Consider the following 23909-nt stretch of genomic DNA (forward strand, 5'->3'; position numbering starts at 1 on the left):
CTTACTTACTTTCGGTGAAGAGTTCGCGGCCAATTAGCATCCGCCGAATCTCGCTGGTGCCCGCGCCGATCTCATACAGCTTGGCGTCTCGCAGCAGGCGCCCGGTGGGGTATTCGTTGATATAGCCGTTGCCGCCGAGTAGCTGAATGGAATCCAGTGCGACCTGAGTGGCTTTTTCGGCGCAGTAGAGAATCACCCCGGCGGCGTCTTTGCGGGACGTTTGGCCACGGTCGCAGGCACCGGCTACGGCGTATAAATAGGCGCGGCAGGCGTTCAGGGTGGTATACATATCCGCCACTTTGCCCTGCACCAATTGGAATTCACCAATCGACTGGTTGAACTGCTTACGCTCGTGGATATAGGGCATCACCACATCCATGGCGGCCTGCATAATGCCGATCGGCCCAGCGGCAAGCACGGTGCGTTCGTAATCCAAGCCACTCATGAGTACGCGTACGCCTTTGCCTTCCCCACCGAGAATATTTTCAGCAGGAACGGCGCAGTCCTGGAAGACCAGTTCACAGGTGTTGGAACCGCGCATGCCCAGCTTGTCGAGCTTCTGGGCGGTGGAGAAACCGGGCATACCTTTTTCGATAATAAAGGCGGTGATGCCTTTGGAACCGGCGTCTGGATCTGTTTTGGCGTACACCACCAGCACATCAGCATCCGGACCGTTGGTGATCCACATTTTATTGCCGTTAAGGATGTAGTGGTCGCCATTCTGCTTGGCACGTAGCTGCATCGAGACCACATCCGAGCCTGCGCCGGGTTCCGACATGGCGAGCGCGCCCACGTGGTCGCCGCTGATCAGCTTGGGCAGGTACTTGGCTTTCTGTTCGGGGGAGGCGTTGATCTTGATCTGGTTCACGCACAGGTTGGAGTGGGCGCCGTAAGAGAGCGCGACCGATGCGCTGGCCCGGGAGATCTCTTCCATGGCAATACAGTGGGCGAGGTAGCCCATGCCGCTGCCGCCATCCTCTTCAGAGACGGTAATCCCCAATAGCCCCATATCGCCAAACTTCTTCCATAGGTCGTTAGGGAATTCGTTATTGCGGTCGATTTCGGCAGCGCGTGGAGCAATCTCGCTGGCCGCAAAGGCGTTGACCTGCTCGCGCAGCATGTTCAGTTCGTCGTCGAGGCCGAAGTTGAGTTCTGAGTAGTGTGAAAACATGGTCAATCACCTGTGCTGATTATTTGTGTTTGCTATCTGTAATTAGCCATCTGGGCTGGCGTAGCTTTGTCGGCTAATCGGGCTGGCGGACGCGTCAGTGCATAGTGGCGGAAGAGGGGGCTGAGGCTTTATCGGCCGAACTCGCGTGCTCTTCTTCGTTTTGTGTTTCTTGAGGCTCTTTTTCGAGTAGTTCTTCGAGCGCTTGGCGGCAGCGGATCTCAGCGCTTTCAAGCTCTAGCTGAACCATGGTGATGTCTTTCATTTGTTGATCCAGCGCCGCACGGCGCTCGCCTATTTTGCTAAGCATTAGATGCAGCTGCTTTTTACTGCCGCTGCGGGTTTCGTCCCAAAGCTCGAACAGTTCGCGTATCTCTGCCAATGAAAACCCTAGCCGCTTACCGCGAATGGTGAGCTTCAGCCGTACACGGTCTTTGCTGCTGTAAACCCTGGTTTGTCCGCGGCGCGTAGGGTGGAGCAGCTCCTGATCTTCATAGAAGCGAATGCTACGGGTGGTTAAATCAAACTCGTTGGCTAGTTCACTGATCGAGTAAGTTTTGCTCATGGTGACGTTCTCTCAATAAGGCGTTGTTCCCAATATATGACTCCTATGGAACACTGCCACTGAGGCTAAAACAAGTTTACGTTAACGTAAAGCAATTGTTGCTAGCAGTTGAAAAGCGTTGAAATTAGGTAAGTTGTTGATATTTATGTTTTGAAGGCAGCTATTAATTCAGGATAATGTCGTCGATAGACCAAAGTTGTAATTGTATTGCTATAGCGACAGTTGCTAGTTTGCACATACACCTTACGTTCAGGTAAGGCAGTAGCAGCCGCTTTTGCCATGCCTGTAAAGAATTAGCACAACAACAATAAGAGGCTTGCCACTCTATGAGTGCAAACGATGTCCTTCAGGGACCTGTCCTCGAAACCCGAGGGCTGACCAAAGAGTTTCGCGGCTTCACCGCCGTGGACGATGTCAATCTTCAGGTACAGGAAGGGCATATTCACGCACTGATTGGCCCCAATGGGGCTGGTAAAACCACCGTATTTAACTTATTGACCAAATTTCTGCCGCCTACCCGCGGCGATATTTTGTACCGCGGCAACTCAATCACCAGTAAAAAATCCAACGAAATCGCCCAGCTAGGGTTGGTGCGTTCGTTTCAGATTTCTGCGGTATTCGCCCACATGACCGCGTTGGAGAATGTGCGAGTGGCCCTGCAGCGCAAACTGGGTACCTCGTTTCATTTCTGGAAATCTGAGAAATCCCTGGATCACCTTAATGAGCGCGCGCTTGAACTACTGGAAGAAGTGGGTCTGCGGGAGTATGCCGATACGCTAACGGTAGAAATGCCCTACGGCCGTAAACGAGCGCTGGAGCTCGCCACCACGCTAGCGCTCGACCCCACCATGATGCTGCTCGATGAACCGACCCAAGGTATGGGCGCTGAAGACGTTGATCGCATCGTTGCGCTGATCAAGCGCGTCTCTCAGGGCCGGACAGTGCTGATGGTAGAGCATAACTTAAGCGTTGTTAGCCGCCTATGCGACCGCATCACGGTATTGGCGCGGGGCGCGGTACTGGCCGAGGGCGATTACGACAGCGTGTCGCGCAACCCGCTGGTGCGTGAAGCCTATATGGGCAGCGATGCCGCTGAGGAAGAGGGAGCCACGGTATGATGACTGCCGAAGCACAAGCACCGATCGAAAACATGCAAAACCTGGAGATGTTGCGGGTTCAGGATCTGCACGCCTTTTATGGCGAATCGCATATCCTGCACGGCGTCAATTTTGATGTGAAGCGAGGCGAGCTGGTGACGCTGCTGGGCCGCAACGGCGCTGGGCGCAGTACCACGCTGAAATCGATCATGAACATGGTAGGGCGACGCACCGGCTCCATCGTGATTAATGGTAATGAAACGCTGACCATGAAGCCGCACCATATTCCGCGTCTGGGGGTGGGCTACTGCCCGGAAGAGCGGGGTATCTTCGCTAGTTTGGATGTTCACGAAAATCTTTTATTACCGCCCACGGTGCGTTCCGGCGGCATGAGCCTCGATGAAATTTACGCCATGTTCCCCAACCTTTATGAACGGCGCAGAAGCCAGGGCACCCGGCTTTCCGGCGGTGAGCAGCAGATGCTGGCCATGGCGCGCATTTTACGCACTGGGGCAAGGATGCTGCTGCTGGATGAAATTACCGAAGGGCTTGCCCCGGTCATCGTGCAGAAATTGGCCGAGGTACTGGTTCAGCTTAAGGAACGCGGCATGACCATCGTCCTCGTGGAGCAGAATTTCCGCTTTGCGGCGCCGCTGGCAGATCGCCACTTCGTGATGGATCACGGTCAGATTGTCGAAGAAATCAGCGCCGCGCAGCTACCATCGCGCCGGGAACATCTCAATTCGATGCTAGGGGTATAACGCACTGATGATTAATCATTAAACGCTCTTTACGCCAAGGGCACGCCGCTCACCCATAATAATAGTAACCATTAATGAGCAGTTCGCACTTCCAAGACAGCTCAACGACAACTCAAAGCGACACCATCATCTCACAACAACAAAGGCCCCAGGGCCAGGAGAAGAACATGACCTTCATCAAAAAAACGCTGGCTGCCAGCATCGCCGTGGCGGCAGCTTCAAGCCTTGCTGTGTCTACCGCTCAGGCGGATATGAGCGACGGCGAAGTGCGCATTGGTTACCTGGCCGATATGTCCGGTACCTACCGTGACCTGGCAGGCCCAGGCGGCCTGACCGCCATGGAAATGGCGGTAGCTGATTTTGGTGGCAGCGTTGACGGGGCGCCTATCGTGATTTCCAGTGCCGATGATCGCAACAGCGCCGACGTAGGCGCCAATACCGTGCGTGGCTGGATCGACCAGGATAACGTCGACATGGTAGGCGGTCTGGTCGCTTCCTCGGTCTCGATCGCCGTTACCAAGGTGCTCGAAGAGAATAACGGCCTGGGGATTGTTTCCGGCTCAGCGGCCTCTAGCATTACCAACGAACACTGCACGCCTAACCATATTCACTGGGTGTACGACACCTATCCGCTAGCTAACGGTACCGCCAAAGCAGTCGTAGAGCAGGGCGGCGACAGCTGGTTCATGCTGACCGCTGATTACGCTTTCGGTCATGCGCTTGAAGCCGATGTCACCAAGGTAGTGGAAGAGAGCGGCGGTGAGATTGTCGGTGGCGTGCGTCACCCCTTCCCAACGAGCGACTTCTCCTCTTATATTCTTCAAGCCCAAGGCTCGGGTGCCAAGATCGTGGGCCTGGCCAACGCGGGCGCGGATACCGTTAACGCGATCACCACGGCCAGCCAGTTTGGTTTGACGCAATCCGGCCAGCAGCTCGCGGGTCTATTGATCTTCCTGAATGACGTTCACGCCCTTGGCCTGGAAGCTACGCAGAACCTGCTGCTGACGACCGGTTGGTACTGGGATATGGACGAGCAGTCTCGTGAATGGGCGCAGCGCTACTTCGATGAAGTGGGCCGTATGCCGACCATGGTACAAGCCGGTATCTACTCAAGCACGATGCATTACCTGAAAGCCGTAGAAGCCGCGGGCACCGACGATCCTGAAACCGTGCGTGCGCAGATGGCTGACATGCCCATCGAGGACTTCTTTGCCCGCAACGGCAGCATTCGTGAAGATGGCCGCATGATTCACGATATGTACCTGGCTCAGGTGAAAACGCCTGAAGAGTCCACCGGTGAGTGGGACCTTTACGAAATTCTCAGCACCATTCCCGCCGCAGAAGCCTACCGCCCGCTTTCTGAGAGCCAGTGCAAACTGGTACAGAACTAATCCCAGGCAGCACTTGCGCTAGGAAGTCATCGCAAGAGATGTGCAAAACCGGTTGGCGGCAAGTTGCCGCCAACTGTTTGATGGCGAGGAGAGTCGCGTTATGACGATGATATTCGGCGTGCCATTGGCCGTCTTCATGGGCCAGCTGACGCTAGGTCTTGTGAACGGCGCCTTTTACGCACTGCTTAGCCTGGGCCTAGCGGTCATCTTCGGCCTGTTGAAGATCGTCAACTTCGCCCACGGGGCGCAATATATGCTGGGTGCCTTCGCCGCGCTGCTGGGCTTTCGTTACCTGGGTATTAACTACTGGCTGGCGCTACTGCTGGTTCCCCTCGTGGTGGGTGCCTTCGGTGTGCTGCTTGAGCGCTTTCTGCTGCGCCGAATTGCCCACTTAGACCACCTCTATGGGCTGCTGCTGACCTTTGGTCTGGCGCTGATTTTTGAAGGCACGCTGGTCAACTTCTTCGGGGTTTCAGGCGCGCGTTATGCAACGCCTGAGATACTGCAGGGCGGCTTGAACCTGGGTTTCATGTTCTTGCCCACTTACCGTGCCTGGGTGTTGGTGGCGGCACTGGCGATGTGTCTGTTCACCTGGTTCATGATCGAGCGTACTCGGTTGGGGGCCTACCTGCGGGCGGGCACTGAAAACTCACAATTGATGCAGGCGTTTGGCGTTAATGTGCCGCTGCTGATAACCCTGACCTATGGCTTTGGCGTGGCCCTGGCTGCGTTTGCCGGGGTGCTTGCCGCGCCGCTGTATCCGGTCTCTCCCACTATGGGTTCCAGCCTTTTGATCGTGGTGTTTGCAGTGGTGGTGATTGGCGGTATGGGCTCGATTCTGGGCGCCATTATTACCGGCCTGGCGATGGGCATCATCGAAGGCCTGACCAAGGTGTACTACCCGGAGGCCTCTAATACGGTGATCTTCTTCGTCATGATCGTCGTGCTCATGTTGCGCCCAGTCGGGCTGTTCGGTAAGGAGGCATAAGCATGATGACAGAATCTCAACCAATGGCGGCACCCTCAGCGGTGATGGAGCGTGAGAAGCGCGCCAAGTTTCGCCGTAATATGTTTTATCTGGCGCTGATCGTAGTGGGGCTGGTAGCACCCTTTCTCGCCTACCCAGTGTTCCTGATGAAAGTGCTCTGTTTTGCGCTATTCGCCTGCGCATTCAACCTGTTGCTTGGCTATGCGGGGTTGTTGTCCTTCGGGCATGCGGCGTTCTTGGCCACCGGCGGCTACGTAACCGGCTATTTGCTGGCGAGCTACCCGGGGCTAACGCCAGAACTAGGCATTATCGCCGGTACCTTGATGGCGACCCTGTTGGGCGTGCTATTTGGGGTGCTCTCCATTCGTCGCCAGGGCATCTATTTTGCCATGGTGACGTTGGCGATCGCCCAGCTGGTGTATTTCATGTTTGTTCAGGCGCCGTTTACCGGCGGTGAAGATGGGCTGCACGGCGTGCCGCGTGGCGAACTGTTTGGCTTTATCAGCCTGAGCAGCAACCTGGCGATGTACTACTTTGTATTTGCGATTTTCATCTTCGGCTTTGCGCTGATTCAGCGCACGGTGCACTCACCGTTTGGCCAGGTGTTAAAAGCGATTCGTGAAAACGAGCCCCGCGCAGTATCGCTGGGCTACAACGCCGATGCCTACAAGTTGGTAGCGTTCGTGATATCTGCCGGTTTGGCCGGGCTGGCCGGTTCGACCAAAACCGTGGTCTTCCAGCTGGCTTCGCTGACCGATGCCCACTGGCATATGTCGGGTGAGGTCATTCTGATGACCCTGCTGGGTGGGGTAGGAACGCTGCTGGGCCCCTTAATGGGCGCGGGCATTGTGGTTAGTCTTCAGCATATCCTCGCGCAATCCCCCTTGGGGAACTGGGTGAGCGTGATTCTGGGCATTATCTTTGTGTTCTGCGTGCTTAGCTTCCGCAGCGGTATTGTCGGCGAGCTGGACAAAATGTACCGGAAAAACTTCAAGTAGCGGTTAGAGGCGGCTTTGCCTCGGGCTTATTGATTCTTCCCATTGGGCGCCGTTTGGCGCCCTTTTTTCGACTCCATTCCCTATACGACGCTAGAGCTTCCCTATACCACGCCCGAGCCTCTACACCTAAGGTAGCAAGTGCTTGCAGGTTGCTTGTGATTGGGTAAATGGATAAGTTAACGTTAACGTCAATTATAACGACAACAGCAGTGCGCACGCGCATTCGCGGAGATACGCCATGAATTTTGAACTCAACGAAGATCAGGTCGCCTTTGCCGATATGGCGCGGGCATTTGCCCAAAACGAGCTAGAGCCCCATGCGGCCGAGTGGGATCAAACCTCATTCTTTCCAGTTGATGTGATTCGCAAAGCGGGCGAGCTGGGCTTTTGCTCTCTTTACGCGCCAGAAAGCGTGGGCGGGTTAGGGCTCTCGCGGTTAGACGCCAGCATCATATTCGAACAGCTCTCCATGGGCTGCACCTCGACCACCGCGTATCTGACCATTCATAACATGGTGACCTGGATGCTGGCGGATTTCGGCACGCCGGACGCAGTGGAGCAGTGGGGCGCAAGGCTGGCCACGGGCGAGCTGCTGGGCTCCTACTGCCTGACCGAACCTAACTCAGGCTCCGACGCGGCCTCGCTAAAAACCACCGCCAAGCGCGATGGCGATCACTACGTGTTGACCGGCAGCAAGATGTTTATTTCCGGCGCGGGTAGCACCGATTTCCTGGTGGTAATGGCGCGCACCGGTGGCGAGGGGGCGAGCGGCGTGTCGGCGTTTGCGGTGGATGCCAAGAGCGATGGCATCAGCTACGGGCGCAAAGAAGAGAAGATGGGCTGGAACAGCCAACCCACCCGCATGATTACCTTTGAAGAGGTGCGGGTGCCCGCCAATCACCTATTGGGCAACGAAGGCGACGGTTTCAAAATCGCCATGAAGGGCCTTGACGGGGGGCGGATCAATATTGCCACTTGTTCGATCGGCACCGCGCAGCAGGCGATCAACAAAGCGCGGGAATACATGCTCGAACGCAAGCAGTTCGGCAAACGGCTCGCCGAGTTCCAGGCGTTGCAGTTCCGCCTGGCCGATATGGTCACCGAGCTGGTCGCGGCACGGCAATTGGTACGCATGGCCGCCACCAAGCTGGACGCTGGCCACGCCGATGCACCGACCTACTGTGCCATGGCCAAACGCTTTGCGACCGATGTGGGTTTCAAAGTGTGCGATGAAGCGCTGCAAATGTACGGCGGCAATGGCTATATCAAGGAGTACCCCATGGAGCGCTACGTGCGCGATACGCGGGTGCACCGGATTCTCGAAGGCACCAACGAAATCATGCGCCTGATCATCTCCCGTCGGGTATTGGCAGACGGCGCCACTGAGCTGTAAAAGGATAAGGAATGCCCATGAGCAGTGTACTGTTTACCGAACACCCCGCCCAAGACGGCCACGTCATCGCCGAAATAAAGCTGGATGCCGAGCGCTCGCTGAACGCGTTAACGCTCGAAATGTGCGAAGCGATGTTGCCGCGCCTGCGCGAATGGGTCACCGACGAGCGTGTGGTGGCGATCCTGCTGGATAGCGCTGGTGAGAAAGCGTTCTGTGCCGGTGGTGATGTCGTCAACCTGTATAAAACGATTACCGGAGAAGGCGACCCCAGCTTTCCCGAACGCTTTTTCGAAACCGAGTACCGGCTCGACTATCTGCTGCACACCTACCCCAAGCCGGTGATCTGCTGGGGGAGCGGTATTGTGATGGGCGGCGGCATGGGGCTGTTGAGTGCCAGTAGCCACCGCGTGGTGACCGAAACTTCGCGCTTGGCCATGCCGGAAGTCACTATCGGCCTTTACCCGGATGTGGGCGCCAGCTGGTTCTTGAACCGCCTGCCCAGCGGCACTGGCCGCTTTTTAGCCATGACCGGCTGTCAGGTCAGTGCGCCGGATGCCGTACACCTCGGCCTGGCCGATCGCTGTATTGCCAGCCACCACCGGGATGCATTGCTGCAGCAACTGATCGATGCGCGCTGGGGTAAAGGTGCCGACACCGATGCCCATGGCGTGGTCAACCGCATTATGCGCGAGCTAGAACAAACATCGCAGCCGGTGTTTGCCGAGCTGGAAGCTCCCGTTTATCAGCACGCCACGCTGATTCGCGAATTGATGGATCACGACAGCGTCGAGCAGATCGTTGCCGCCATTGCCGCGGTAAAAAGCGACAACAAGTGGTTCAACAAAGCGCAGAAAACGCTGGCCCACGGCAGCCCGGTGTCCATCAAACTGATTGATGAACAGCTGAAGCGCGCCAAACACATGTCGCTGGCGGAAGTGTTCCAGTTTGAGATGGCGCTTTCGGTGCAGTGCTGCCGCCACCGAGAATTTCCCGAGGGCGTGCGTGCGCTGCTGGTCGATAAAGATGGCCAGCCCGCGTGGACATACCCGGACGTCGCTTCGGTCGAGCAGGGCTTTATCGATGAGCTATTAGCCTCGCCGTGGGAGACCAACCCGCTCGCCGATCTAAAATAAATAGCAGCACTAACGTCACTCTTCATCAACGAATAATAAGGACAATACGCATGACTACCGTCGCGTTTATCGGTTTAGGCAATATGGGTGGCCCAATGGCCGCTAACCTATCGAAAGCAGGATTTAACGTTCGCGCTTTTGACCTTTCTGAAGGCGCACTGGAGGCCGCCAAAGCCAACGGCTGCGAAGTCGCGTTTTCAGCCCAAGAAGCCGCCACCGGAGCGGATTTCGTCATCTCCATGCTGCCCGCAGGCAAGCACGTGCGCGACCTGTATATTGAGGGCGATGCGCCGCTGTTCGAGGTGATCAAGCAGAGCACGCTGGTGATCGACTGCTCCACCATTGACGCCGACACCGCCCGCAGCGTGGCCGCTGAAGGCGAGAAGTTGGGCATTGGCTTTGTCGATGCGCCGGTATCCGGCGGGGTAGGCGGCGCGCAAGCGGGCACGCTGACCTTTATCGTGGGTGGCTCGGAGGCTCAGTTCGAACAGGCCAAATTGGTGCTGGACGTGATGGGCAAAAACATCTTCCACGCCGGAGACCATGGTGCCGGGCAGGTGGCCAAAGTGTGCAACAACATGCTGCTATCCATCCTGATGGCGGGCACCTGTGAAGCGATCAATATGGGCGTCAAAAACGGCCTGGATCCCGCGGTGCTTTCAGAAATCATGAAGCAGAGCTCCGGCGGCAACTGGGCGCTCAACGTTTACAACCCTTACCCAGGCGTCATGGAAAACGCACCGGCCTCCAAAAACTACCAGGGTGGCTTCCAGGTCGACCTAATGATCAAAGACTTAGGCCTCGCCATGGATGTCAGTCAGCAAAGCGCCTCCGCAGTCCCCATGGGCTCCGCCGCCCGCTCACTGTTCACCCTGCATAAAGCCAAAGGCAACGGTAAACTCGACTTCTCAAGCCTGATGCAGTTCTATCGGGATAAAGAGTGAGGGTAAGGCGGGAGGTGTGAATGGTAAATGGTGAGGAGTGAATCGTGAGGTATGAATCGTAAGTGGTGAGGAGCGGGGTTTTGCAGCGCGTGGTAACGAGTTTTGCGAGGAACGAGCAACACGCGGCACCCGTATGGACGGCCCCGCGCGAATGGGCGGCGAAGCCGCCCCAGCTATCCCACCAAAGCCACAGCTTGTCTCCGGCCTCAAGGGCGGGCAAACTTAAAGAAACTGCTCATATACAAGGACTACCATGATCACGCTTTGGGGCCGCAACAACTCCACCAACGTCAAAAAAGTGCGCTGGGTGCTAGAAGAGCTGGAACTACCGTTCGAACAGATCCAGGCGGGGCTTGAGCACGGGATTAACAATACGCCGGAATACTTGGCCATGAACCCCACCGGGCTAGTGCCGCTACTCAAAGATGACGCCACCAACAGCGTGCTGTGGGAATCCAATACGATTATTCGCTACCTTGCCGCGCAGTACGGGCAAAGCAAGCTATGGATCGAAGTCCCCGCCGAACGGGCGCAGGCAGAAAAGTGGATGGATTGGTCGAACAGCACCCTGTCACCCAGGCACCGCACGATCCTGATGGGCTATGTCAGAACCCCACTCGAAAAACGCGATAATGCTGCCCTTGAAGCGGGTATGCAGGCGTGTGAAGAGCTGTTTGAATTAATGGATAACGTGCTGGCCAAGCAAGCGTTCTTCTCGGGCAATGTGTTTGGCCTGGGCGATATTGCCGTTGCACCGTTTATCTACAACTTATGGCATATCGGCCTAACCTGGCAGCCGCGTCCCAATTTAGAGCGCTGGTACCAACAAATCGCCGAACGCCCCGCCTACCAAAAAGTGGTAGTGATTCCTGTTACGTGATGCTTGAATCTAAATGAGGTAAGCATACTTGTAGCGCGAAGTAACGAGTAGCGAGCGCAGCGAGAAACGAGGCACCCGCGGGAGAGCAGCAAAGCTGCCCCTGGTAATGCCTAAAAGCTCGCCTCAACCTCCGCCAACTCATTATCCAGCCCCTGCAATACCTCGCACGCCAACCCATGGCGCTGGGCACTCTCAATCAACGGCCCCAATATCGCCCCGCGCTCGGTGGGGCGTTTGGCTTCCACGTCCTGCAACATCGACGCCTTATTGTTCGCGGTGTTTTCCACCACCTGCCACACCAACGCCAACCAGGCATCTTCACCATTGCCATCATTGGGCGGCGCAATGCCCTCGGCTAACATAATCGCCGCGACTTCTTTTACCACCGCCACCACACGGCCCACATAAGCTTCCCCGCGCAACTCGCCGTTACGCACACCATTCAGCGCCACCAGTGGGTTAATCGCCGCGTTCACTGCCAGCTTCTGCCACAAACGTTGGCGAATATCACCCACCTTTGTGGCGGCAAGCCCTGCCTGGGTTAATGTGTGCGCCAGTTCTTCTGCCAGCGCACCGTGCTGGTTATGCAAATCACCCACAAAGGTATGCCCACGCCCCGCATGCACCACGCCATCATCACCGGTTAGATAAGCACCTTCAGTTGTTGTCGCGCAAAGCACCGGCCCTGGCCATGCCTGTGTGATAAGCGGCTGGGCCAAAAAACCGTTTTGCCACAGCACCAGGGGGGTAGCAGGGGAAATGCAGTCAGTAATGCCAGCCAACGCCGACTCAGCCACCATGGCTTTGGTAGTGATATGCACAAAAGCGGGCGGTTTAGGCGTGTTTGATTCCAGTTGAGCTATCGTCAACGAGTGTAATGGCAGAACGCGCTGCTCGCCTTCCGGCGTGGTCAGCATCTGCCGCGCAGGCAGCGCACGGCGACCGAGTAGCGTAGTAGCTGCTATTGGGTAAAGCGAATGGGCTAGCAGGCGGCCAATGGCGCCCGGGCCGAGTATCCAATGGGTAGTCATATTAAGTACGTACTCAATAGCGGCGTTGCCGCCAAGCTTACCGTGTTTGGTTTAGGGGCGCGAAGGTGAAAAAGCACGAGCAAAGGGGACTAATGGCTAGTGACGGTGGCAAACAATGTCTGATAGGTTTGAGGCTAAGTGAATTTTGTGGATGAAGTGTTCAATGCGTGATGGCGTGTTATGTATGATGTTGTCATGAGACATTATTTGATGGCTGCTTTCGGCCGAGGCTGTGTGAAAACGTAGCTGTCGCTATACTCTACCCATGACAGTTCGTGGGAGGTGCCGATGAAACGTTTCGTCGCAGGTGAATCCCGATCCCAAACAACGTTGTTTCCTGAGCTTCTGGATGATTTCGTTACTGAAGATAACCCAGTTAGGGCTATTGAGGCTTTCGTGAACGCCCTCGACCTCAAGCAGCTGGGGTTCAAAGGTGTTGATCCCCATGCCACAGGCCGGCCCGCCTATCACCCCGCTGTACTTCTAAAATCTATCTCTACGGCTACCTCAACCGCGTGCAATCCAGCCGCCGTTTGGAACGTGAGGCGCAGCGTAATGTTGAACTCATGTGGCTAATGGAGCGCCTCGCCCCGGACTTCAAAACGATTGCCGATTTCCGCAAGCACAATGGCAAGGCGATCTAAGCCACCTGCCGAGACTTTGTCTTGATATGTCGGCGTCTGGGGCTCTTTTCACAATCAGTGAGGGCCATTGACGGCAGCAAATTTAAGGCCGTCAACAATCGAGACCGCAACTTTACCTTGGCCAAGATGAAGCGGCGAGCAGAAGTAATCGACAAAAGTATTGAGCGCTATTTACGCCAGCTCGACGCAATGGATCAAGGCTCCGCTGTTGTCACAGAAGCACAGACGACACGGTTGAAGGAAAAAATCACCTCTCTCACAGAAGAAGTTCAGCAACTGCAATCCATTGAAATTCAAAGAACCGAGACACCTGATCAGCAAGTCTCTTTGACAGACCCTGACGCTCGCTCTATGAACGCGAATTGTGGGCTACAACGTGCAGACGGCTATCGATAGCCAGCATCATCTGATTGTCGCCCATGAAGTCACTAATGTCGGCAGTGACCGGCGTCAGCTTTACCGGATGGCCAAGGAAGCACGCAATGCTAGCGGCGTTAGTGATCTCCACGTCGTAGCTGATCGCGGTTATTTTACAGGTAATGAAATTCTTGCGTGTCACGAGGCCGGTATTACGACGTATCTCCCTAAACCCCAAACCTCGCCGAACCAGGCCAAAGGTATGTTTCCCAGGGAAGCGTTCCGGTATGTGCCTGAACGTAATGAGTATCGCTGTCCCGCGAGAGAGCGGCTAATTTGGCGCTTCAAGAACGTCGAAAAAGGCCAGACGCTACCTTGCTATTGGAGTTCGGCCTGTCCAGATTTCTTAATGAAATCGCAATGTACTACAGGTACCTACCGGCGCATCAAACGCTGGGAACACGAAGAGGTTCTGGAGGCGGTAACAGCACGTCTTGATCAGGCGCCGGATATAATGCGCATCCGTCGTCAAACGGTTGAGCATCCCTTTGGCACGTTAAAAGCGTGGATGGGAGCGACTCACTTTTTAACCAAAGGGCTTAAGAACGTTAGCATGGAAATGAGCCTTCATGTGCTTGCTTACAACATGAAACGCGTCATGAATCTCCTTGGCACCACGGGTTTGATCCAGGCGGTGCGAGCATAGGGTAGCTAACCCTGGCTCTACCGCCCTTACTAGAAGTCGGTGATACTCTACAGAAGGTATTTTTTAGGCTTTATCTCGAACATCTTCAGATGTGGAAATAATAAAGGAAGGCACTCTGAAGCGTATTGCTAGCCGATAGTCGTGCCAATACGGCTGAACGCTGTAATCGCCAACTGGTTTTAGGTTTTCACACAGCCTCGGCCGGGAGGAATCTTATGCCATATTAATAACAGGGCACATGACTACCCAAAACGGAAAAGCTGGTAAATGCAGCCTCGCGCGTGCCAATTCTAGCGTGCCATCGCTGTTGAAGGGAGGCAGGAATTAAGTGGGACTTTGAATCTTCGAAACAGGCTCTAAGCCTAATAAAAATTAACACTGTAACTCTAATCTTCATATTACTGTTACATGTGCTTTTGTTGGCGCTTTCTCATGCTAGTTTGACCTGGCCGACCACAGGCGTCTGCGAATCCAGGTTTCGATTTCCAGTATCACCAGTACCGCCACTCCTGCTAGACAGGCTAAAACCAGCATTTCCAGGGATAGGGCGCTAGTTTCAAAAGTGTTATGGAACCAAGGCAGATAAGTAAACAGAAGTTGCAGAGCTACGATTGTCGCCACTGCAAGTAACACAATCGGAGTGCCCAGAACACCACGAAGCGTTATAGACGGTGTGTCGAGATAGCGCACAGCGAACAGATAAAACACCTCCATGGCCACTAAAGTATTTACGGCCAGAGTGCGAGCTATGCTTTGGTCGTCATAGTGGTGCATTGCCCAGAACCAGGCCCCGAAGATGCCTGTTAGAAACAGCAGTGACACAAAAAACACCCGCCAGACCAGAAATCCCTGCAGTAATGACTGTTCTCTCGGCAGGGGGGGGCGTTTCATAACATCCGGTTCTGGTGGTTCAAAAGCCAGGGTTATTGCCAACACAACAGCGCTGACCATGTTGACCCAGAGAATCTGCAGCGGTGAAATCGGTAACGCAAGACCTAGCAATAAAGCGGTGATAAGACTGATGGACTCACCGCCATTAATTGGCAGCAGGAACGCTATGCCCTTTTTCAGATTAGAGTAAACCGTACGCCCCTCGCGGACGGCCGCAACTATGCTGGCAAAATTATCGTCCAGCAACACCACGGATGAGGCCTCCCGCGCCGCCTCTGACCCCTTTACACCCATGGCAATTCCCACATCGGCCCGCTTCAGGGCCGGCGCATCATTGACACCGTCTCCAGTCATGGCGACAACCCCATGCTGTGCCTGCAGGGCTTCCACCAGTCTCAGTTTATGCTCCGGGCTGGTGCGTGCGAACACATCTACTTCAGTCGCTAGTTGTTGTAACTCCTCATTGGTGAGGCTATCCAAGTCCTTTCCAGTCAAAACCCGCTCGCTGTTTCGCAGCCCCAGTTTCCGAGCAATGGCCCCTGCCGTCAGAGCATGGTCCCCGGTAATCATCTTTACCTGGATACCCGCCGTATGGCAGTCGGAGATAGCGCGGATTGCTTCTTGCCGGGGTGGATCCAGCAACCCCACTAAGCCCAGCAGTTCTACACCAGTGCCAAGATCCTCCACAGCGAGATCGGCCGTATCCCTTAAAACCGGTTTCCGGGCCAAGGCCAGTACCCTTAAACCATCCGATGCCAGATCGGTAATTATCTGATCCCACCAATAACGCTCCAGGGCAGAGGTACCGCCGTTTTCTGTCACCTCCGCCTCGCACATATCCAGGATGCGCTCCGGAGCACCCTTGACGTACACCACGCTGTGGCCATGGTGATCATGGTTGAGAGTGGCCATAAAACGGGTCTGGGTGTCAAAGGGGATTTCATCCCTGCGGGGCCAATCGCGGACACCACCTTCAATATCAAACGTTGCCTTGTGAGCAAACACTTTCAGCGCCGCCTCCATAGGGTCGCCCTGAATGCGCGGCTGCTTTTCTCGTAAATCAAGGTGGGCATCGTTGCAAAGTCCAGCTGCCCGGGCCAGCTCCACCAACAACTCAGTGGCATCCACGGGGCGGCTATCCTGGCTTACGGCACCCTCAAGTCCATAACCCTCTCCGGATATGTCCAGGCGCTGTCGGCCCGCCACTGCTGTGGTCACCACCATTTCATTGCGGGTGAGTGTGCCGGTTTTGTCAGAACAAATTACTGATACCGCTCCCAGTGATTCAAGGACAGGCATTCGACGTACCACCGCCTGACGTTTCGCCATCTGGCGCACGCCTATCGCTAGCGTGATGGTTAGTATGGCTGGCAATCCCTCTGGAATGGCGGCCACCGTCAGCCCTACAACGGCCATGAACAGCTCTTGGAAAGACAGGCTACTGAAGACCAGGCCGCCGGCAAATACGGCTGCAGCGGCAATGACTATAATGGCGGACAACATTTTGGCAAAGCGGTCCATCTTTTCTACCAAGGGCGTTTTTAGAGACGTGGTCCTTGCCAACAAACCAGAGATACGACCAATCTCCGTCGCCGCTCCGGTACGAACCACAACCCCACGCCCGGTACCCGTAGATACCATGGTGCCGGAAAATGCCATGCTGTTTTGGTCACCCAACGCTGCTTCTTTATCCACCGGTTCCGGGGATTTCTCTACCGCCACGGATTCACCCGTAAGGATGGCTTCCTCTATCTTCAAGTTATGGCATTTTTCCAGGCGGGTATCCGCCGGTACGCGGTCGCCGGGTTCCAGTAGCACCGTGTCTCCGGGCACCAGGTCAGCGGCGTTAATTTGATGCTGGCCATCCTCACGGACTACACGTGCCTTCGGTGCCAGCATATGTCCAATGGCGGACAGTGCCTGCTCGGCCTTGCCTTCCTGGATAAAGCCCACCAGCGTCTGGATTACCACTACTGCCATGATGACCCCTGCATCCACCCAGTGGCCGAGTGCCCCTGTAATAGCCGCCGCAGCCAACAGAACGTATATCAAGACGTTGCGGAGCTGGCGAGTGAGCCTAGCAAGGGGCCCGCTTGCCTTTCCTTCCGGCAGACGATTAGGGCCATAGACGGCAAGCCGCGCGGCGGCTTCCTCACCACTCAGGGGCGCTGTTGCTTCCAGTAGCTCTCTGGTACCGGAAGCATTCACGGAGTGCCAGTGCTGTTCTGAAGATTGCTGGGTTAAGTTATTTTCAGACAGCATAGGTACCTGCCCGGAGTTCAAGAATTGCGAGTGCATCCCTCAGCCTACCAATGCCACGGAGGACACCACCGCTTTCGGCGAAGTTGACCGCTGCGGCCATTTTAGGACCTATAGAGCCGGCCGGTAGGTCAAGTTCTCGGGCTTCAGCAAGAGTCAGTCCATGGATCGGTTCAGCGGCGTCCATTCCAAAATCGCGATAGATATCATTCACATCTGTTAGGAGTAATAAGGCATCGGCACCCAGTTGCCAGGCCAACAGGGCGCTGGCAGCATCTTTATCGAGAACAGCCGCCAAGGTGTTCACTTGAAATCGCAAGCCGCAAACGGCTTCCGCTTCGAGCAACGCACGCTGAACAGTCGAAAGCCGTTCGGTATAATGGCCGATGAATTCCGCTATTTCCTCTGGGATGGCGTCATACTCAGGCAATAGCTCGCCAGCCGAGCTGTGGTGACTTCCTGCTTTGTGAGTGATGAGGTCACTCACGACATGTGCCAAGAAATTTGGCAGGCCATCAGTTCGCTTGTAGAGTAAACGCACAAAGGATTCCTGGGTCAGGGCAGGCACAAGCCTCGCGATATACTCAGAGGCTTCCTGCTTAGGAAAATGGTTGAATACAACTTTTTTCAGATAGGCCATACAGCCTCAACTCATTGCGCACGGCCCTGAGGGAATGGATGTAGGCAGCGTCCCCTAACAGACGGATGGAGACCAGCCACAGCAGCCAGACGCGCCCCTACGCCGTGCAGTGTGATCCATCAATTCAATGGTCAGGCGTTCACTCAAATACAGATCTTCGTTGAATTTATTCAGATCAATGGTGCCGAATCGCCCACATCCAGGCGTGCCAATAAGGTGCTCATGATCCTGAGGAGGAAACCTGTTATTCATTGCATCCGCCTTTGAAGTTCAGTTCGAAGCGACCTGACCATTAAATTGTAGGCCATCACAAGCGTCCACCCTTGCGCTACATCAATTTTTTCCGAATTTCAGCTATGTCGTGACCGCGACTGAACTATCACAGGGCCGATTCGAAAGGACGGGCGACTTATCTACCCAGTAGAGCTCCAGGGTCAGTACGCTGACAGCTCTCAGAAACTGGTGAGATCGAAGTATCTACAAAAAAACTGGGCTTCCTTGACATTTAGTAAACATTCATAGTGACATCTTCAGTGTTCTTGATGACAGCGGCCTACAGGTGGTCGCGATGGCTTTGCCGTCATATCAGGCAGATCCATTTATCAGAGAGCCGCTGCAGGCTCCCCTGGAGTTGATTGGCGAGCAGGTGGCTATTTTATTCGCTCTATAAGTGGCAAGATCTGATGGTTCTGAGCTTTGGCGTTGGCGTAGTAGATCGCTTGCATGAGCAGATTGTCAGCCTCGTCGGTGGCGATAGAGCTTGGCACCATAATGGTTATGGGGTTGCGCCCACGCTCATCAACTTCAACCTCCACCGTGATGGCCGATTGTTGGCTGTATGGCTGGCGAATAGCGTTGCGTAAATCCTTCAGGCTTCGCAGTGTGGTCAACAACCCAGTGACCACAACAGAATCCGGCGTATAGTCAATGTCAGTAGGCGGCTGATCATCCATCCCTAAGGGGGGCAGCCCCGTTCATCCGGGTGGCCGCTTCACGATATACGGCAATAGCGGTGTCGACGGCTTGGACAAACAACCGGTTATCGTCGGCGTGTAGCGTTACTTGGGTCATGCGTTGCACCTCTTATCAGCTTGGGGTGGTCCGACAGGGTCAGGACTCTGCCCATACATTGATGCATCTAGACCTATTTCGGTAACCCAGGCTTTCACAATACGGGCATATTGGCGCGTTAAAAGTTGCTTTGCGCTATTGATTCGGCTAGGAAACAGGAAGTCTTCGCTTCGGAGCTGAGCCAGCTGTATCCAGTCGATAATAGCGATGCGAGTCTGCTCGGTAATTTCGAACTGGACAGGTCGATGCGTTTTTTGCTGCATCACGATGGCTCGTGGGGATATGCACGCACCATGGGCTATATCCCTGACTCGTAAATTTACAAGGTCGCAGCCCCGTAATTTGCTATCAATGGCTAAATTGAAGAGGGCAAGGTCTCTCGTCTTTTTGGCAAGCTGTAGGCGCACACGTATGGCCCAGATATCTCGAAGGCGCAAAGGCACCTTCTGTCCAACTAATTTTCCTTTATTCCAAGGTGTAGGTGTACTGGGGCTTTCAGTCACAACGTTCATGGCATGATCCTCCATCAGGTGGAGGTCAAAGAATGGCTCAATTCACGCTCGTCATGTGCTAAGGTTAATTTACAGTCGGGGCTCGACCCAAAGCGGCCGTGCCGTTAGATGCAGCAGAATAAGTGCTATATTTGGGAGATGATCGTGTCAGTGCGCTTAAACAGACACAGAGCGAGCTGGCTGTTACCCGTAAGCTTGGGCATTTGTTGAACCTGAGTTAATTATTCCATAATATGGAGATGGCTACGCGGTTCAGAGCTGCTGTTAACTGGAGAAATACTCAGTTTCTGAGAGATAACTCTGAAATACAGTGAAAAAATTCTACCTACCAAAGGGTAGAAGCCTGAACCCTAGCCCCAAAGATAAAAATGAAAAATGTAACCTTTGTTTTTTTTCATCCTGATTTAGACATTCTTTCTGATAGAACAATAAGATCTCTCCTAAAGAAAATATCAGTAATTCTGCGCGAAGTACAGTTTCAGGAAATTGCATATTTAATAAAGCAGAGTGATATAACTCCATCCGAGAAGCAGTCACTGCGTGATCGATTGGGGGGGCAGCTTAACCACATTGAAGCCTATTATCTTGAGCGACTAGAAAGAGGGAGTTTAACTCTTACTGTATCTCTTACTGCTGTTGCTATATGGTTGCTTCAGCAAACCATCGGAGAGTCTATAAAGGAGGCCTGGAGGCAGAGTGAAATGCACAAGAACCTTGTTTCCTACCTTAGCGGACCTCAAAGAAAAGAGGTCTTAGTTAAAAATATTGATCGAGTCCTTGATGCTTGGTCTTATGATGACTATCTCATTGAGGACACGAATAAATCTATTGATAATCAAGGTGATCTTACCGTTAAAGTTGATCTAGGCACTCCTCTCCAAGTTAAAAAAAGAATTGAAGAAAACTCTGGCCCAATTACTATTGAAAGTATTATTGACGATTCTGAAAAAATTATAATTCAATTGAAACCTGACTAAGGAAAAAGAAGTTAAGCATAGTGGACGTGCCGGAGTTGTGCATATTGTCTAAGACCTATTAGTACGGAGTGCAGCTCTTAGCGAAAATTTACTCAAATAAACAAGTAGTCAAAGGAGCGTCAAAGCTTCACACTTCGTTGCCAGCTATTGATATTTTTTTGTGTCAAGGAGAAAAACGCGTATGAGTTTAAATAAGAAACTTATTGAATTTCGAAAAAAAATAAGAAAAAATCAAAAAAATATTATCGATTCGATCATTGATGATCACTCAACAAATATCTGTATTTTTTGCGGTAAAGCTGATGATCTGACAAAAGAACATGTAATACCTCAATGGGTCTATGATCGATGTACGAAGAGAAACTTTGTGACTACAACGAATAAAACTTCACAGACCTACAACAAAACAACCGTACCAGCATGTAAAGATTGCAACAACAGTATACTCGGAGAATTAGAAAGGTATCTCAAGCATAGATTTAACGATATTGACTTGCTTGAAGAGTATTTCACTGACAGTGATATAGAAAAAATCATTCTCTGGCTTGAGACACTAGAGTATAAACTTCAGGTTCTTGATCTCAGAAGAAACCTGAATAAAGTTAAAGGCTCTGAATACATCCCATATATTGGAAAAATTCCTATCGCGATGTTTCAAGGGCCAATGGATCAAAGTCCATCAAAAGTATTCTCAAATTTAAGAAATTCTCTAAAGACCCTTTCCGTTAAATCAAAAGTATATAAGAGAAATTCACTTTGTGTTTTGCACACAAAAAACCCCGACTTTTACTTTTTTCACTCAACTAACAATTTTATTTTTATAGAGCTTGCACAATATAATGTCGCGTTCTTTTACTTTTACAAGGAAGAATTTAACAGTGCCATGGAAGCCGCATCCAAAGCAAAAAAAATTGTAAAAAATGAGTATGCATCAGCAGTCACATAACAAGGAAATTCACGTGACGTCTGAGCCGAATTTTAATTATCTTTGCGTGAGAGCCATCTCAATGTCCGCTCTTGGCCGGATAACGACGGCTTAGCCCAGTCCGTCGTTTCACCATACCAAATTTCCGTCTACTCAATTATTCTAAACAGTCGTCAAATAAATAAGTTAACAGCGGCCACCTATTGAGTAATCTTTTGAAGTGAAATGCTGCTGTATTAGTCGCGCCATCTCTACTGACCTAGGTGCATTGCCATCTGCTAGCTGCAATACTAGATGAGAACCTGGCAGGTTAGGTAATCCTAAGCTTTTAGGCACCTGACATACGCCTTCTGGCATCGTACTGAACCCTAGCACACCGATACCTAGCCCGGCCTGGACCGCTGCGGCGACGCCAGCGATGCTGTCGCTGGTATAAGCGATGCGCCACTCTCGCCTGATTTCGCTCATTCGATCCAAGGCCCATTGTCGCCACCAACAAGCTTGATCGAAAAGCACTAGGGGCAAGGGCTCACTGACCGGCAACTCAAAATCCTCTGCCATAACCCACCAAGTCGGATCGTAAAGTAGCGCGTCACCGCGTCGCCTTTCATCGTCCGCGACAATGAGTCCGAGATCCAAAGCACCTTTTTCGATGGCCGACCCAAGCCGATCACTGCTGGCACACTGCACGAATAATTCGACCTTGGGTTGGCTGCGTTGAAAGCGGCTCAGTAGCCTGGGAAGTTCGGTGCCGGAGTATTCTTCAGGAATGCCGACTCGCAATGGTCCCGATGACAGTTCGGGAGCCTCGAAGAGGGTAGAGGCATCATAAAGGGCCTCGGCAGTACGCCGAGCGTAGGGTAGGAGACGCTCGCCCGCTGGGGTGGGAATGACTCCACTACGTGCCCGTGCTAATAGCGATGTAGCTGCCGCAGCTTCCAGTTGCTGAATTTGCATGCTCACTGCAGATTGGGTGCGATGCATGCGTTTTGCCGCGTCAGTAAAGCTCCCCGTTTCAACCACAGCGACGAAAGCGACCAGCCACTCACCTCTCATATGTCTCATTATCAGATAACCTGATGCAATGCATAAATAGAATTCGTTTTTCTTATTCTACCTTCAGGATCATCCTATAGCTATACAACGGTTCTAGGGAACATTCTTCATGAACACACGCTTTTCTTTGGTTTGGTGGGCCACGCTTGCACTGCTGGCTCTTGGCTCCTTGTTACCTGAGCCGAGTATCGAATTAGCTCGCTCTGTAATCGTTGAGCTTTTCAAGCTGTTGCCACTGATTTTGTTCGTTGCCCTCATGGCGGGTTGGCTCGCATCAAGCCAACTCGCAGATCGAGTGCGCAATACGTTAGATAGCCGCCCATGGCACGCTATTGTCTTCGCTGGCCTGATTGGTGCAATAACGCCGGTTTGCGGTATTGCAAGTGTTCCTCTGGTTGCCGCCTTGCTGCGTCAGGGTATACCCATGGCGGCGGCTATGGCCTTTTGGCTATCCTCACCGGTCACCGATCCAGGCATGCTGATCCTGACAGCAGGCATTCTCGGATGGCCATTTGCCATCGGAAAATTACTTGCTGCGCTATTGCTTGGCCTGGTTGCAGGGGCGGTTATGCAGGGGCTAAGTTGTTGGAAGCCGCAAACTCACTGGGTTCGAGAAGGTGCGTTGTTGCAAGTCAGCACGAATTCGTGCGATTCGTCAGCACCGTCGCGCTTTATCGATGAGGCAAAAGCAACCTTTTCCATGGTTGTGCGCTGGCTTGCTTTCGCTCTGACCCTTGAAGCCATGGTGCGTGCACATCTAGGAGAGACGGGGTTCTCAATTCTCACCACGGTAGACAGTGCATGGGCTGTGCCTTTAGCGGTAGCGGTAGGTGGGCCGCTTTATATCGAAGGGTATGCAGCTCTGCCACTGTTGCGAGGATTGATTGATATGGGACTGACACCAGGTGCTGCAATGGCCTTCTTGATGTCAGGAGCTACTATCAGTTTGTACTCGGCCATTGCAGTATGGAGTCTTGTTCGTCCGGCGATTTTTGGTCTTTACCTTACTCTTGGAATCGTAGGTGCGCTGATTGCGGGGTGGATGACTGATTTAGTCATGTTATAAAAGGGATTACTGGCGATGTTTCACGTCGATATCAGAATAAACGTTCATGTCATGATCCTTCATCAGGTGGAGGTCATAGTGTGGCTAAATTGATGCTAGTTATGTGCTCAGATTAATTAACGGTCGGTGCCGACCCTGAGCGGTCATCCGCCGTAACTACATATTCACAATAGCCTATAGCTCACAATAAAATAAACTATTAGGCTTACATGATGAAACTGCCAAATTTTGCTACCCACTACTATTTGCCTGAAACTGGTCCGTTTCGGAGTCTCTCCGAACTTCCCGCGGGGTCTGAAGATCCCGTCTTCTTAGATATTCTAACTCGCCATCAGCGTAAGCGCTCCACTAACCCCATCTATGCAGGCTTCGCTTAGACCGGTAAGGTCTCTTTCCACTGCCAGGGCAGCAGCGTATGGAGCTCATCAGCGTCGAGGGTGGGCAGGGTCGCGAAGA

Annotated in this window: 23 protein-coding genes and 1 pseudogene; 15 read left to right on the forward strand and 9 right to left on the reverse strand. The window is 53.3% G+C overall.

The window, feature by feature from the left end; translation table 11 throughout:
• Nucleotide 1: 1 nt before the first annotated feature.
• Together HZS80_RS01140 and HZS80_RS01145 are read right to left on the reverse strand one after the other, a co-directional pair.
• Nucleotides 2-1171 carry an isovaleryl-CoA dehydrogenase gene (locus tag HZS80_RS01140; RefSeq protein WP_179914882.1) on the reverse strand — a complete coding sequence of 390 codons (1170 nt, stop codon included), beginning with the start codon at nucleotides 1169-1171 and terminating at the stop codon, nucleotides 2-4.
• Nucleotides 1172-1265: 94 nt separating this feature from the next.
• On the reverse strand, nucleotides 1266-1733 hold the full coding sequence (locus tag HZS80_RS01145; protein ID WP_022523812.1) for a MerR family transcriptional regulator: 468 nt from the start codon (nucleotides 1731-1733) through the stop codon (nucleotides 1266-1268).
• Nucleotides 1734-2059: 326 nt separating this feature from the next.
• Between HZS80_RS01145 and HZS80_RS01150 the strand changes: the two genes are divergently transcribed.
• From HZS80_RS01150 to HZS80_RS01190, 9 genes are all read left to right on the forward strand, one after another.
• A complete protein-coding gene (locus tag HZS80_RS01150; RefSeq protein WP_035566060.1) occupies nucleotides 2060-2851 on the forward strand; it encodes an ABC transporter ATP-binding protein in 792 nt (263 codons plus the stop codon).
• Nucleotides 2848-3591 (forward strand): ABC transporter ATP-binding protein, encoded by a 744-nt coding sequence (locus tag HZS80_RS01155; RefSeq protein ID WP_035566056.1) that lies wholly within the window; start codon nucleotides 2848-2850, stop codon nucleotides 3589-3591. Before HZS80_RS01150 ends, HZS80_RS01155 begins: the two co-directional genes overlap by 4 nt.
• Before the next feature lie 167 nt (nucleotides 3592-3758).
• Nucleotides 3759-4982, forward strand: a complete 1224-nt coding sequence (locus HZS80_RS01160) for an ABC transporter substrate-binding protein (protein WP_179914883.1) — start codon at nucleotides 3759-3761, stop codon at nucleotides 4980-4982.
• A 100-nt stretch (nucleotides 4983-5082) separates the two neighbouring features.
• Nucleotides 5083-5970, forward strand: coding sequence for a branched-chain amino acid ABC transporter permease (locus tag HZS80_RS01165; protein ID WP_179914884.1), 888 nt, complete (start codon nucleotides 5083-5085; stop codon nucleotides 5968-5970).
• 5 nt (nucleotides 5971-5975) lie between these two features.
• Nucleotides 5976-6968 (forward strand): branched-chain amino acid ABC transporter permease, encoded by a 993-nt coding sequence (locus HZS80_RS01170; protein WP_179914905.1) that lies wholly within the window; start codon nucleotides 5976-5978, stop codon nucleotides 6966-6968.
• Between the two features lie 238 nt (nucleotides 6969-7206).
• Complete coding sequence (locus HZS80_RS01175; protein WP_179914885.1) at nucleotides 7207-8361, forward strand: acyl-CoA dehydrogenase family protein; 1155 nt, start codon at nucleotides 7207-7209, stop codon at nucleotides 8359-8361.
• Nucleotides 8362-8378: 17 nt separating this feature from the next.
• Nucleotides 8379-9494, forward strand: coding sequence for an enoyl-CoA hydratase/isomerase family protein (locus HZS80_RS01180; RefSeq protein WP_179914886.1), 1116 nt, complete (start codon nucleotides 8379-8381; stop codon nucleotides 9492-9494).
• Between the two features lie 32 nt (nucleotides 9495-9526).
• The gene (mmsB, locus tag HZS80_RS01185; protein ID WP_479694278.1) at nucleotides 9527-10438 is read left to right on the forward strand and encodes a 3-hydroxyisobutyrate dehydrogenase; all 912 of its coding nucleotides are present in this window, start codon (nucleotides 9527-9529) and stop codon (nucleotides 10436-10438) included.
• Between the two features lie 253 nt (nucleotides 10439-10691).
• A complete protein-coding gene (locus HZS80_RS01190; RefSeq protein WP_179914888.1) occupies nucleotides 10692-11318 on the forward strand; it encodes a glutathione S-transferase family protein in 627 nt (208 codons plus the stop codon).
• 110 nt (nucleotides 11319-11428) lie between these two features.
• Here HZS80_RS01190 and HZS80_RS01195 read toward each other — a convergent pair whose 3' ends face one another.
• Nucleotides 11429-12349 carry a ketopantoate reductase family protein gene (locus tag HZS80_RS01195; RefSeq protein ID WP_179914889.1) on the reverse strand — a complete coding sequence of 307 codons (921 nt, stop codon included), beginning with the start codon at nucleotides 12347-12349 and terminating at the stop codon, nucleotides 11429-11431.
• A 288-nt stretch (nucleotides 12350-12637) separates the two neighbouring features.
• Between HZS80_RS01195 and HZS80_RS24220 the strand changes: the two are divergent.
• The 3 genes and pseudogenes from HZS80_RS24220 to HZS80_RS24230 all read left to right on the forward strand — a co-directional run bounded on the left by HZS80_RS24220 (nucleotide 12638) and on the right by HZS80_RS24230 (nucleotide 14056).
• Nucleotides 12638-12993: pseudogene (locus tag HZS80_RS24220) on the forward strand (transposase).
• 57 nt (nucleotides 12994-13050) lie between these two features.
• The gene (locus HZS80_RS24225; protein WP_472956343.1) at nucleotides 13051-13389 is read left to right on the forward strand and encodes a hypothetical protein; all 339 of its coding nucleotides are present in this window, start codon (nucleotides 13051-13053) and stop codon (nucleotides 13387-13389) included.
• Nucleotides 13370-14056 (forward strand): transposase, encoded by a 687-nt coding sequence (locus HZS80_RS24230; RefSeq protein ID WP_479694277.1) that lies wholly within the window; start codon nucleotides 13370-13372, stop codon nucleotides 14054-14056. Before HZS80_RS24225 ends, HZS80_RS24230 begins: the two co-directional genes overlap by 20 nt.
• A gap of 435 nt (nucleotides 14057-14491) precedes the next feature.
• Here the strand turns inward: HZS80_RS24230 and HZS80_RS01205 are convergent, their stop codons facing one another.
• The 5 genes from HZS80_RS01205 to HZS80_RS01220 form a co-directional block, all read right to left on the reverse strand.
• Nucleotides 14492-17209 carry a cation-translocating P-type ATPase gene (locus HZS80_RS01205; protein ID WP_179914890.1) on the reverse strand — a complete coding sequence of 906 codons (2718 nt, stop codon included), beginning with the start codon at nucleotides 17207-17209 and terminating at the stop codon, nucleotides 14492-14494.
• Entirely contained in the window at nucleotides 17199-17846 is a 648-nt protein-coding gene (locus tag HZS80_RS01210) for an amino acid kinase family protein (RefSeq protein WP_179914891.1), read from the reverse strand. Before HZS80_RS01210 ends, HZS80_RS01205 begins: the two co-directional genes overlap by 11 nt.
• A 650-nt stretch (nucleotides 17847-18496) precedes the next feature.
• Nucleotides 18497-18799, reverse strand: a complete 303-nt coding sequence (locus HZS80_RS01215; RefSeq protein WP_179914892.1) for a hypothetical protein — start codon at nucleotides 18797-18799, stop codon at nucleotides 18497-18499.
• Nucleotides 18792-18917, reverse strand: a complete 126-nt coding sequence (locus HZS80_RS23790) for a hypothetical protein (protein ID WP_281372494.1) — start codon at nucleotides 18915-18917, stop codon at nucleotides 18792-18794. The genes HZS80_RS01215 and HZS80_RS23790 overlap by 8 nt, the downstream gene beginning before the upstream one ends.
• Nucleotides 18914-19429: a tyrosine-type recombinase/integrase gene (locus tag HZS80_RS01220; RefSeq protein ID WP_179914893.1), complete on the reverse strand. Its 516-nt coding sequence runs from the start codon at nucleotides 19427-19429 to the stop codon at nucleotides 18914-18916. Before HZS80_RS01220 ends, HZS80_RS23790 begins: the two co-directional genes overlap by 4 nt.
• 368 nt (nucleotides 19430-19797) lie before the next feature.
• Between HZS80_RS01220 and HZS80_RS01225 the strand changes: the two genes are divergently transcribed.
• Nucleotides 19798-20406, forward strand: a complete 609-nt coding sequence (locus HZS80_RS01225; RefSeq protein WP_179914894.1) for a hypothetical protein — start codon at nucleotides 19798-19800, stop codon at nucleotides 20404-20406.
• 181 nt (nucleotides 20407-20587) lie between these two features.
• Complete coding sequence (locus HZS80_RS01230; RefSeq protein WP_179914895.1) at nucleotides 20588-21352, forward strand: hypothetical protein; 765 nt, start codon at nucleotides 20588-20590, stop codon at nucleotides 21350-21352.
• 165 nt (nucleotides 21353-21517) lie between these two features.
• Here the strand turns inward: HZS80_RS01230 and HZS80_RS01235 are convergent, their stop codons facing one another.
• Nucleotides 21518-22396, reverse strand: a complete 879-nt coding sequence (locus tag HZS80_RS01235; RefSeq protein WP_179914896.1) for a LysR family transcriptional regulator — start codon at nucleotides 22394-22396, stop codon at nucleotides 21518-21520.
• A gap of 100 nt (nucleotides 22397-22496) precedes the next feature.
• On the opposite strand from HZS80_RS01235, the gene HZS80_RS01240 reads away from it, so the two are divergent.
• Nucleotides 22497-23453 carry a permease gene (locus HZS80_RS01240; protein WP_179914897.1) on the forward strand — a complete coding sequence of 319 codons (957 nt, stop codon included), beginning with the start codon at nucleotides 22497-22499 and terminating at the stop codon, nucleotides 23451-23453.
• The last annotated feature ends 456 nt before the right edge of the window (nucleotides 23454-23909 follow it).

This window comes from Vreelandella glaciei, assembly GCF_013415125.1.
Taxonomy (GTDB): Bacteria; Pseudomonadota; Gammaproteobacteria; order Pseudomonadales; family Halomonadaceae; genus Vreelandella; species Vreelandella glaciei.